Origin of the sequence: Cedecea neteri (assembly GCF_000757825.1) — a bacterium.
Taxonomy (GTDB): Bacteria; Pseudomonadota; Gammaproteobacteria; order Enterobacterales; family Enterobacteriaceae; genus Cedecea; species Cedecea selenatireducens.
Genome location: NZ_CP009451.1, coordinates 79,923 through 90,603 on the forward strand (window position 1 = coordinate 79,923; position 10,681 = coordinate 90,603).

A 10,681-nucleotide genomic window follows, 5' to 3' on the forward strand; every position below is an offset into this window, starting at 1 on the left:
AGGCCTGGCGTGACGCGTGAGTGAAATGTGTTACCTGAATATCTTATGGTGATTAAGAATTTGTAACGCGGGCAAGATGCGGTATGGATAACGCTTTCTCAGAAGAAGGCGACAAAATGTCTACAGGATCGTTAACAACGCTGGCAGGAGCGCTATCGGATGTCTGGCGTTCACGGCTGCTTGGGCAGGTCGGCCAGGCCAATATCAAGCTGATCAAAATGGGCGGCGAGGGGATTCCCGATGAGTCCCATATCGGGTTTGAAGAATTACTGGTGGTGATTGAAGGGCAGATGACGCTGGTGGTGGACGACAAAACCTTCTCGCTCGAAGCCGGGGATTATTATCTGGTGCCCAAAGAGGCGGTGCATCGCGTGCTGCCCGGCAGCCACGGCACGCTGTTACTCATCGATGCAGAGCCGCATTGAACGCCGGGGCGCTCAGAAAACTCTGATGTTTTAGTTTGAAAGGTGATCTAAGCCACATAAAACAACACACTTTATTGCTTTGTGCTCTCGACGCAGCGGGAGCCATGCGCCATTATGCAAAGGTTTTGCATATTCAGACGGGAGAGAGAAGCCATGCGCGCTGCGTTTTTAGCCGGTTGTGCCGCACTGTTATTATCAGCATGCAGTAATGAACCCCCTCAACAGGCCACTGCGGCCCACGTACCCCCCGGCCTCAGGGCGGCGATGTCCAGCCAGGGCGAAGCGAACTGTGCGATGATTGGCGGCACGATGAGCGTTGCGCGTCAGCTGGACGGCAGTGCGATGGGCATGTGTGCTATGCCGAACGGCAAACGCTGTAGCGAGAACTCGCTTGCCGCTGGCACCTGTGGAAGCTACTGATTAATTAACCAGATCGGCCAGTTTGTACGTCAGCGTGTGCTGGCCGCTTTTCAACACCAGCTGCTGGTTTGCCAGAGAAACGTTAGCCCCGGCGGTCAGCATCTCATTAATACGGTGATCCAGGTCGTTAAGCTGTGGCTCAACGCAAAGCATCATAGTCATGCCCAGCCCTTTCACCTTCAGCGTATTGTTCTCAAGCGTAGCCTGGCCCATAAAGCGGTTACACATCGCGCCAGAAATATGCATGTTCTCACCGAAGCTCAGCTCAGGCGCGCGTTTGGTGTTTTTAACGACCAGAGGCTTGCCGTCAACGCTCTCCAGCACAAAACGGTGGTGCTGCAAATCTTGTGCAGTCACGGAACCTTTATCCGCCGGTTGGGCACAGCCCGCCAGAACAACGCTTGCCAGCATCAGTGAAGCAAACTTTTTCATCTCTTCTCCCTAAGGTTTATGTGTCATCAATGAAAGGGCGCCACTTTCGCAGGATGTGGCGCATGAATCAGTAAGGATATTCTTAAAATAAACCCTCTTCCTGCGAGAAGAGGGTGTGAAATCAATTAATTTGGTTCGGGCAGGGCTCGCCTTTTTCTAACTGACGCAGGTTCTCAAGCGTAGTTTCAGAAATGCTGATCAACGCTTCAGCCGTCAGAAACGCCTGGTGGCCGGTAAACAGCACGTTATGGCAGGCGGAAAGACGGCGGAACACGTCGTCCTGAATCACGTCGTTAGACTTATCTTCAAAGAACAGATCGCGTTCGTTCTCGTACACGTCCATGCCCAGCGCGCCGATTTTCTGATGCTTCAGGGCGTCAATCGCGGCCTGGGAATCAATCAGTCCACCGCGGCTGGTGTTAATCACCATCACGCCGTCTTTCATTTGATCAAACGCGCTTTGGTTCAGCAGATGATAGTTTTCCGGCGTCAGCGGGCAGTGCAGGGAGATAATATCGGACTGCGCGAACAGCGTTTCGAGGTCGACATACTCCACGCCTAAATCCAGCGCCGCGGCGCTTGGGTACGGATCAAATGCCAGCAGGCGCAGGCCAAACCCCTTCAGGATACGCAACGCGGCAATGCCGATTTTACCGGTGCCGATGACCCCGGCGGTTTTGCCGTGCATGGTAAACCCGGTTAATCCTTCCAGAGAGAAGTTGGCGTCGCGGGTACGCTGATAGGCGCGATGGATGCGGCGATTAAGGCACATCATCATCCCGATAGCGTGTTCAGCCACGGCTTCCGGCGAGTAGGCAGGCACGCGAACAACCGGCATACCAAGCTCTTTTGCCGCGTCTAAATCTACGTTGTTAAAGCCGGCACAGCGCAGCGCGATAAACTTAACGCCATGTTTTTTTAGCTCTTCCAGCACCGGGCGACTACCATCATCATTAACGAAAATGCACACGCCGTCACAGCCGTTGGCGGTTTTGGCCGTTTTTTCGCTCAGCAGGAAGTCAAAAAATTCAAGATCAAAGCCATACTCCTGGTTAACCTGCTCCAGATACTTTTTGTCGTACTGTTTTGTGCTATAAACCGCAAGTTTCATAAGACTTATCTCCAGAAAGGGTTGGTTCTAAAATTATCATGCTTAAAATAATCATACAATTTATAAACTGAAATTTTAACGGCAGGTGACTATTTCACTTTCCGGGCAGACTATGCTTAATGCAGCCGCTGCCTTCACGCCCGGCCTGAATCGTGCCAGAATAATGACATATTTCGGCTTAAATTGTCGCTGAATCAGGATATTAACCACCCATGAAGGGTAAATACAAACCCGCTCTAGCCCTGCTGCTTGCGCTCATTCTATTGCCGCTGTCGCTGCTGCTCACGGTGGCCCACTGGCTGCCAACGCTCGCCGGTATCTGGCTGCCTCAGGGGACGCGTATCGCCATGGAGGCCAGCCCACGCCTGCACAACGGCGCGATTGTGATTCCCGATCTTCGCTATCTTGCCGGGGAGTGCGAGCTTGCAAGCCTTAAGGATGCGACCCTCAGCCATCCGAGCCGCTGGCGGCTGCATCTCGCCGCGCTCAACCTGAACCCCGACTGCATCAGCAAAATCCCGGCGGAGGACTCTGCGCCTGCCGCGCCGCGTACCCTTGAAGAATGGCAGAAAATGCTGCCGAACACCTGGCTGACTATCGACCAGCTTAACGTTACCCCGTGGCTGCAATACGCGGGAGCGCTGCATCTCTCGCTCACGCCGCGGCAGCAACGGCTGGATTATCAGGGCAAATTGCTCACGCTTTCTGCCACCCTCAAAGGGCAAAACCTGCGGGTCAGTGAACTGAAAGTTGGAGCGTTTGAAGGGCTTCCTCCGCTTGAGCTGGTCGGCGACTTAACGCTGCCGTTAGTGCCAGATGGCCTGCCAACGGACGGCCAGGTTGCGACCCAGCTGCAAATTCCGCAGGAGCCGGACAGGCTGAACGTCGCCCTTAACTGGCACACAAATGCAGGGACTTTGACGGTCAAAAAATCTCAAGGCGACGAGGCGCCGCTGCTGAACATTCCCTGGCGTCTGAGTGAAAAGGCCTTTGACATTGACGCCGGGCAGTGGCGCTGGCCTTATGAAGGTTTCCCGCTGGGCGGCGGGCTGACGCTGAAAGTTGAAAACTGGCAGGACGGGCTGGATAACGCGGTATTTACCGGGCGCATGAACGTGCTGACCCAGGGCGCAGCCGGGAAGGGCAACGCCGTGTTAAACTTCGGCCCCGGCAAACTCAGCCTGACCGACAGCGCCTTGCCGCTGCAGCTTACCGGCGAGGCGAAGCAGGATCGGCTGATTTTTTACGCAGTGCTGCCGGGGCAGCTAACGGGTGCCTTGACCGACCCGGCGCTGTTGTTCCAGCCCGGCGCGCTGCTGCGTTCTCGCGGGCGCCTCATTGAAACCCTGAACATCGACGACGTGCGCTGGCCGCTGGCGGGCGTACGCGTTTCCAGTAAAGGCGTGGACGGCAGGCTGCAGGCTATTCTTCGTGCCCACGATAATGAAATGGGAGCCGTTGAGCTTCACCTTGACGGCAGGGCGAACGACTTCCTGCCGGACGCCGGGCTGTGGCAGTGGCGTTACTGGGGTAAGGGCAGCTTCAGGCCGATGCAGGCTAAATGGGACGTGCGCGGGCTTGGCGAGTGGCGGGACAGCGCCATCGAGCTGAGTTCGCTGTCAACCGGCTTCGACAAACTTCAGTACGGCTCGATGCTGATGTCCAAACCTCGCCTGGTGTTGGACAAGCCGCTGCGCTGGGAGCGTGACGAACAAAAAGAGACCTTTAACGGCGACTTCTCGCTTGATGCAGGCGCCACCACCTTTAGCGGCGGCAGCACCTTGCCGCCTTCAACGCTTAAGTTCAGCGTAGATGGGCAAAACCCGACCTCTTTCCTGTTCAAAGGCAATCTGCATGCCGGGAAGATTGGCCCGGTGCGCGTAGTGGGGCGCTGGGACGGAGAGCGCCTGCGCGGCAATGCCTGGTGGCCAAAACAAACGCTCACCGTGTTCCAGCCTTTGCTGCCGGCTGACTGGAAAATGGATCTCAAGGGCGGCGATCTGTACGCCCAGGTTGCCTTCTCCGCCGCCGCAGAACAAGGCTTCGAGGCCGGAGGCCACGGCGTGGTGAAAAGCGGCAGCGTCTGGATGCCCGACAACCAGATTAACGGCGTCGACTTTGTGCTGCCGTTCCGCTTTAGCGATTCTACCTGGCACCTTGGCACCCGCGGGCCGGTGACGTTGCGTATCGCCGAAGTGCGCAACCAGATAGCGGCGCAGAACATTACCGCCGATCTGGAAGGCTGGTATCCGTGGAGCGAGCAACAGCCGCTGCTGCTGACCAACGTCAGTGCGGATGTGCTCGGGGGCAAAATTTCAATGCAGCAATTGCGCATGCCGCAGCGTGACGCGGCGCTCTTGCGCCTGACAGGGCTGTCTTCCAGCCAGCTGGTAACGGCGATTAACCCTAAACAGTTCAGCATGTCCGGGCGCTTCAACGGCGCGCTGCCGCTGTGGCTCAACCATCCGCAGTGGATTATCAAAGACGGCTGGCTGACCAACCCGGGGCCGATGACCTTCCGCATGGATAAAGACATGGCGGACGCCATCGTCGACAACAACATGGCGGCGGGCGCGGCCATCAACTGGCTGCGCTATATGGAAATATCACGCTCCTGGACCCAAATCGATCTGGATAACCTCGGCGTCGTCAGGATGCGTTCAAGCGTGACCGGCATTAGCCACGTCGAGGGCAAAACCAACACCGTCAATCTCAACTATACCCATCAGGAAAACCTGTTTACCCTGTGGCGCAGTTTACGCTTTGGCGATAATTTACAAACCTGGCTGGAAGAGAACGCCGCGCTGCCAACAGCTCGCTGCGCCCGACCCGGTGAAGCCTGTGAGGAACCCAAATGAAATACTTTACCGCCGCGCTGCTGGCATCGATGGCCCTGATGCTGGCGGGGTGCACGCCGCGCATCGAAGTGGCCGCGCCCAAAGAGCCGATAACCATCAATATGAACGTCAAAATAGAACACGAGATCCGCATCAAGGTGGATAAAGACGTCGAAAGCCTGCTTAAAAACCGTAGCGATTTGTTCTGATTAGGGGAACGGCGATGAAATCAATGATTAAAGGCGTGCTGCTGGCCGGCCTGTTCTTCAGCGCGTCAGCGATGGCGCTCACCCTGAGCGAAGCTCGTGAACAAGGCCGGGTAGGCGAAACGCTCAGCGGCTATATCGCGCCGATTAAGCAGGACCCGGACACGCTTGCGCTGGTGAAAAGCATCAATGAAGGCCGCGCCCGGCATTATCAGCAGCTGGCGGACACCAATAATGTCTCAATCAACGAAGTCGCGCGGCTGGCGGGGCAAAAACTGGTGGACAGAGCGCCCGCCGGTGAATACGTGCGCGGCCTGAACGGGCAGTGGATGAAGAAATAGCTTTATGTCTATTCCCCCTCTCCCTGGAAGGGAGAGGGAATAAACAATGTTCACCATCGTCTATTTTCCCCCTCGCCCCTCTGGGAGAGGGCCGGGGTGAGGGTTACCTTTCAGGCCGCCTGAAAGCGCTTGCGATACTCCCCCGGAGATACACCAAACCTGCCTTTGAACGCCGTTGAAAAATGGCTGTGATCGGCAAATCCCCAGCTGTAGCCAATGCCTGCCAGCTTCTCGCTGTGGCTCGCCGTACGTAGCGCCTGGGCGCAGAGATCGAGCCGCCGGTTTTTGATGTACTGAGCCACCACCAGGCCTTTATCGGCAAACAGGCGATAGAGGCTTCTTACCGACATCCCGGACTCGGCGGCAATCCACTCCGGGCGCAGGGTTTCCGACTGAATATGTTCGTCAATCAGCGTCATTACTTTTTGCAGATGGCGATCGCGCTTTGAATGCGGCAGGCTGTGCCGGGTCAGCGCCGGAGCAAGCAGACAGGCAATCGCCTCAAGCGTGGCTTCACTTTCTCCGCCGGTCAGGCCGTCGCTGCCCATGCTTTCACGCAGCAGGCCGTGGCTGAGGCGAACCATCGGCATTTCGGCCGGGAGCCTTTGCGCGCAGGGGATTTCCCCCAGACGCAGGTGCTGCTCCAGCAGGTGGCGGGGCAGCAACAGCGAAACCTGCTTCGCCCCGTGGGTATAGGTAAAACAGCTGGGGCGTGAGGCGTCGATAAGCGTGATATCTCCCTGGCCGAGCACGGCCTGGTTTTCCCCTTGCTCCATCACGGCTTCGCCCTCCATCTGGAAGACGGTATAGAACCAGGCGTCGTTACTTTGGGCGACTTCGCGGCTTGTTCTGAGCAAACGAGCCTGGTTAATCTCTACCACGCTGAGTTTAATAGCATGGGCAAGATGCTCCCTCAGGCTGCCGTGAAACCCTTGCTCAAGCGCCGCGCCCGAGAAACGACCACATGCGACATTCACCTTCTCCAGCCATCTTTCGAATCGCTCGTTATGTTGTCTTTCCGCCATAGATCCTCACTTATCGCCGCCCGAAGCCAATAACTATAGGTAAACGTGATTCAAAAAAAGAATCATCATCAACATTTGTGTAGCGTGTCACAGCCAACAAAGCGAATGTCAGCCGCAGAAAACCCTAACCTCAACATAACGCCTAGAATGAAGGGGGGCTACACGATAATGACCTTGATAAGGAGATGCTATGACTGAGCCAGAAACGGTAAGCGTGCTGGGCAATGTGCGCCAGTTTCTTCAGCGTTCTCATGGGCTTTACATTGACGGCGGCTGGCAGGAGTCTGACAGCGAAGCGCGTCTACCGGTTTTTAACCCTGCAGACGGGCAACAGATTTCCAGCAGCGCCGATGCCAGTGTGGCGGATGTTGACCGGGCGGTAACGTCTGCCTGGCGTGCGTTTAGCCGCGGCGTATGGGCTAATATGCTGCCTGCCGGGCGAGAAAGAGTCCTGCTGCGTTTCGCAGATCTGCTTGAGCAAAATACGGAAGAGCTGGCGCAGCTTGAGACGCTTGAACAGGGCAAGTCCATCAACATTTCCCGCGCGTTTGAGGTTGGCTGCACGCTGAACTGGATGCGTTATACCGCAGGCCTGACGACGAAAATCAGCGGCCAGACGCTCGATGTGTCTATTCCTATGCCGGAAGGCGCACGCTATCAGGCGTGGACGCGCAAAGAGCCGGTTGGCGTTGTGGCGGGCATAGTACCGTGGAACTTCCCGCTGCTGATTGGCATGTGGAAAGTGATGCCGGCCCTGGCCGCAGGCTGTTCTATTGTCGTTAAGCCTTCGGAAACCACGCCGCTGACGCTGCTGCGCATGGCGGAGCTGGCGACCGAGGCTGGCGTACCGGACGGCGTATTCAACGTGGTGACCGGCAGCGGCGCGGGCTGTGGTAAAGCGCTGACCGAACATCCGCTGATTGCCAAGGTCAGCTTTACCGGTTCGACCGCGACGGGAAAGGGCATCGCCAGAGCGGCGGCAGACAGGTTAACGCGCGTAACGCTGGAGCTGGGGGGCAAAAACCCGGCTATCGTGCTGAAAGATGCCGACCCGGCAATGGTCATTGAAGGCTTAATGGCGGGCAGTTTCCTCAATCAAGGGCAGGTGTGTGCCGCCAGCTCGCGGATTTATATCGAGGCGCCGCTGTTCGACACGCTGGTGAGTGGTTTTGAGCAGGCGGTGAAATCACTGCAGGTAGGGGCGGGCATGGATCCGGCCGCCCATATCAACCCGTTAGTTTCGAAGGTTCAGCAGCAAAAAGTCGCCGGTTATCTGGCCCAGGCAGAGGAGCAGCGGGCTGAACTTATCTCCGGCAATCCAGGCCCGCAGGGCAGCGGCTACTACATTGCGCCGACGCTGGTGGTAAACCCTTCAGCCAGCCTGCGGCTCACCAAAGAAGAGGTCTTTGGCCCGGTGGTCAACCTCGTGCGGGTGGCGGATGCGGAAGAAGCGTTGCGGCTGGCTAACGACAGCGACTACGGCCTTACGGCGAGCCTGTGGACCAACAGCCTGCAGGCGGCAATGCAGTATACCGGGCGCATTCAGGCCGGTACGGTTTGGGTAAACAGCCACACGCTTATCGATGCCAACATGCCCTTCGGTGGCATGAAGCAGTCAGGCACAGGCCGCGATTTTGGCCCCCACTGGCTCGACGCCTATACCGAAACCAAAACGGTTTGCGTGCGTTACTGAATGTGAGCACATTTCGGCGCTTATCACGGCCCGGAATTATCTGTCGCTGGTAATCTGATGGTCCCCCTCCCGCGAGGGGAGATCGTTGTCCGATCTTGACCATTAATCATGATAATAAATGTTGCTACCTTCAGACCGGGTTTTCCCGGTCTTTTTTTTGCATTTTTTTGTCAAGAAGGCGCTATTTTAGTCATGAAGTATTTGCGTTAAGTGACTATCTCTTCGGGCACACATTTGTCCATGCGACCTTATTTTGCGTAAAACTTACGGCAATGTAACATTTATGGAAAAACAACCAAAAATGAGCAGCCCGGATTTATCGGCATATTTCCCCGAAATGTAAAATTGATGTAAATCAAAGCCTGTTCCATAACCTTATGAATTATAACTGTTAGCTATTTGTGTTTATGTATTCATTCGTCGGGGTTATCGATCGCTATGCCCCGGCCCCTTCCTTTTAAGTAACACACTGTTAACAATAAATGATTGGTGAGGTTAAATTTTCTTTGGTAGGATTTTTCTTACAAACGATTCGGGAAAAGGATGGGGCCAGTTTGATCCCCCGAATTAAATAAGTCATATTGCGTGTCGCCTTTATATTAAGAGGCAGTGAAATTGTGACCTTCATTTTTTAAGAAGAAACGAAAGCGAAGGATAGTTTTCTACCTCTTTTTAGTCAGAACGTATTGTTTCATGAAATTAATGCAAAACCACGCTGTGAGTATTTAAATTTAAATATTACAGCCGTTTAAAAGAAATAATTTATCGAGCCGTGCCTGTTTATATCCAATACAGGACGGCACAACATCATCCAGATTATTACGTTGGATAAGGATATCGCCGTCTATGCTTCAGTCTTATTCCCTGCCAGCCATGATCCTTGCCGTTCTTTGCCTCGGCAGCGGCATGCAGGTGAATGCCGCGCCGACACCGGCCTGGGCCACGGCACCCGGCATTGCGCAGGCGTCAACCCTGACGCTGGGGGAAAGTATTCTGTTCGCGCTCGACCGCGATCCGTCCGTCTCTCAGCAGGCGGCGCAGTTCGGTATTGGGCAGGCGCAGATTGATCAAGCCCGAAGCGCCTGGATGCCGCAGATTTCTCTCAACGGCAGTACCGGTCACTCACGTACCACGGACTCAAGCGGCTCGCTCAAGAACTCGGCGGCCTACGGACTGAGCCTGACTCAGCTGGTGTATGACTTTGGTAAAACCAACAGCAACATCAGCCAGCAGCAAAGCCAGCGCGAAAGCTACCGCTATCAGCTGATGGCGACGCTAACCGGCGTGGCGGAAAAAACCGCCCAGGCGTATGTCGACCTGAAGCGTAACGAGGCGCTGGTCGCGGCGACGGAAGAGAGTATCGCCGCGCTGCAAAACGTGAACACCATGGCAAAGCTGCGCGCTGATGCCGGGCTGAGTTCAAGTTCAGACGTGCTGCAAACCCAGACGCGCATCGCCGGGATGCGCTCGACGCTGGAGCAGTACCTGGCCGCGGGGCAGAGTGCAAAGGCCAGGCTGGCGGTGCTAACCGGCGTAAGCGCCGCGAACTATCAGGCCATGCCCGCGCGCCTGGCGCTGGAGCAGGCACCGCTCGACAACATCGATTACTCGCTGATCCCCAGCGTGCTGGCTGCTGAGGCGATGCGTGAATCCTCGGGATATGCCGTAGAGAAAGCAAAATCAGGCCACTGGCCGACGCTAAGCCTGCGGGGCGGGCGTACGCGCTACCAGTCCAACAATAGCGCGTACTGGGACGACCAGATTCAGCTTAACGTGGATGCGCCTATCTATCAGGGCGGCGCGGTTTCCGCCCAGGTCGAGCAGGCACAGGGCGCAAGGCGCATTGCGGCCTCTCAGGTCGAACAGGCCAAATTCGACGTGCTGCAGAAGGCGTCGGTGGCGATGGCCGACTGGAACGGGGCCAAAGGCCGTGAGACGGCGGGAAAGCTGCAGCTAGAGAACGCCCGGCGCGCCCGCGAAGTTTATAAAAATGAATATAAGCTCAGCAAACGCAGCCTTAATGATTTATTAAGCGTAGAGCAGGATGTTTTTCAGGCCGCCTATGCGCAAATTAATGCTGATTTTGACGGCTGGCAGGCCGCGGTAATTTACGCTGCTGCCGTGGATAATTTATTACCCCTGACAGGAGTAGAAAAAAATGCCGCGTCGAAATTACCTGATTTGAAATAAA

At 56.0% G+C, this 10,681-nt stretch carries 10 protein-coding genes; 7 read left to right on the plus strand and 3 right to left on the minus strand.

Annotated features, from left to right (window positions below; translation table 11 throughout):
• Window positions 1-83 precede the first annotated feature (83 nt).
• Both JT31_RS00360 and JT31_RS00365 read left to right on the plus strand, forming a co-directional pair.
• Complete coding sequence (locus JT31_RS00360) at window positions 84-425, plus strand: cupin domain-containing protein (protein ID WP_235212906.1); 342 nt, start codon at window positions 84-86, stop codon at window positions 423-425.
• Window positions 426-578: 153 nt separating this feature from the next.
• Entirely contained in the window at window positions 579-845 is a 267-nt protein-coding gene (locus JT31_RS00365) for a DUF333 domain-containing protein (RefSeq protein ID WP_038472049.1), read from the plus strand.
• Here JT31_RS00365 and hslJ read toward each other — a convergent pair whose 3' ends face one another.
• Window positions 846-1,277: a heat shock protein HslJ gene (gene hslJ, locus JT31_RS00370; protein ID WP_038472052.1), complete on the minus strand. Its 432-nt coding sequence runs from the start codon at window positions 1,275-1,277 to the stop codon at window positions 846-848. It lies immediately after the preceding gene.
• A 121-nt stretch (window positions 1,278-1,398) separates the two neighbouring features.
• Entirely contained in the window at window positions 1,399-2,388 is a 990-nt protein-coding gene (locus tag JT31_RS00375; protein ID WP_038472054.1) for a 2-hydroxyacid dehydrogenase, read from the minus strand.
• 212 nt (window positions 2,389-2,600) lie between these two features.
• Here JT31_RS00375 and JT31_RS00380 point away from each other — a divergent pair, with 212 nt between their 5' ends.
• Genes JT31_RS00380 through JT31_RS00390 form a run of 3 tightly spaced genes read left to right on the plus strand, consistent with a single transcriptional unit; the run spans window position 2,601 to window position 5,772 of the window.
• The gene (locus JT31_RS00380) at window positions 2,601-5,246 is read left to right on the plus strand and encodes a YdbH family protein (RefSeq protein WP_038472057.1); all 2,646 of its coding nucleotides are present in this window, start codon (window positions 2,601-2,603) and stop codon (window positions 5,244-5,246) included.
• Complete coding sequence (locus tag JT31_RS00385; RefSeq protein ID WP_038472059.1) at window positions 5,243-5,434, plus strand: YnbE family lipoprotein; 192 nt, start codon at window positions 5,243-5,245, stop codon at window positions 5,432-5,434. Before JT31_RS00380 ends, JT31_RS00385 begins: the two co-directional genes overlap by 4 nt.
• 14 nt (window positions 5,435-5,448) lie before the next feature.
• Window positions 5,449-5,772 (plus strand): YdbL family protein, encoded by a 324-nt coding sequence (locus JT31_RS00390; protein ID WP_038472062.1) that lies wholly within the window; start codon window positions 5,449-5,451, stop codon window positions 5,770-5,772.
• 110 nt (window positions 5,773-5,882) lie between these two features.
• Here JT31_RS00390 and feaR read toward each other — a convergent pair whose 3' ends face one another.
• On the minus strand, window positions 5,883-6,797 hold the full coding sequence (gene feaR / locus JT31_RS00395) for a transcriptional regulator FeaR (RefSeq protein WP_038472065.1): 915 nt from the start codon (window positions 6,795-6,797) through the stop codon (window positions 5,883-5,885).
• Between the two features lie 190 nt (window positions 6,798-6,987).
• Between feaR and JT31_RS00400 the strand changes: the two genes are divergently transcribed.
• Window positions 6,988-8,490, plus strand: coding sequence for an aldehyde dehydrogenase family protein (locus JT31_RS00400; protein WP_038472068.1), 1,503 nt, complete (start codon window positions 6,988-6,990; stop codon window positions 8,488-8,490).
• 846 nt (window positions 8,491-9,336) lie between these two features.
• Window positions 9,337-10,680, plus strand: coding sequence for a TolC family outer membrane protein (locus JT31_RS00405; protein ID WP_038472069.1), 1,344 nt, complete (start codon window positions 9,337-9,339; stop codon window positions 10,678-10,680).
• The last annotated feature ends 1 nt before the right edge of the window (window position 10,681 follow it).

Coding starts and splice junctions, on each gene's coding strand:
- JT31_RS00360 (WP_235212906.1), top strand. CDS start 84: ATGGATAACGCTTTCTCAGAAGAAGGCGACAAAATGTCTACAGGATCG.
- JT31_RS00365 (WP_038472049.1), top strand. CDS start 579: ATGCGCGCTGCGTTTTTAGCCGGTTGTGCCGCACTGTTATTATCAGCA.
- hslJ (WP_038472052.1), bottom strand. CDS start 1,277: ATGAAAAAGTTTGCTTCACTGATGCTGGCAAGCGTTGTTCTGGCGGGC.
- JT31_RS00375 (WP_038472054.1), bottom strand. CDS start 2,388: ATGAAACTTGCGGTTTATAGCACAAAACAGTACGACAAAAAGTATCTG.
- JT31_RS00380 (WP_038472057.1), top strand. CDS start 2,601: ATGAAGGGTAAATACAAACCCGCTCTAGCCCTGCTGCTTGCGCTCATT.
- JT31_RS00385 (WP_038472059.1), top strand. CDS start 5,243: ATGAAATACTTTACCGCCGCGCTGCTGGCATCGATGGCCCTGATGCTG.
- JT31_RS00390 (WP_038472062.1), top strand. CDS start 5,449: ATGAAATCAATGATTAAAGGCGTGCTGCTGGCCGGCCTGTTCTTCAGC.
- feaR (WP_038472065.1), bottom strand. CDS start 6,797: ATGGCGGAAAGACAACATAACGAGCGATTCGAAAGATGGCTGGAGAAG.
- JT31_RS00400 (WP_038472068.1), top strand. CDS start 6,988: ATGACTGAGCCAGAAACGGTAAGCGTGCTGGGCAATGTGCGCCAGTTT.
- JT31_RS00405 (WP_038472069.1), top strand. CDS start 9,337: ATGCTTCAGTCTTATTCCCTGCCAGCCATGATCCTTGCCGTTCTTTGC.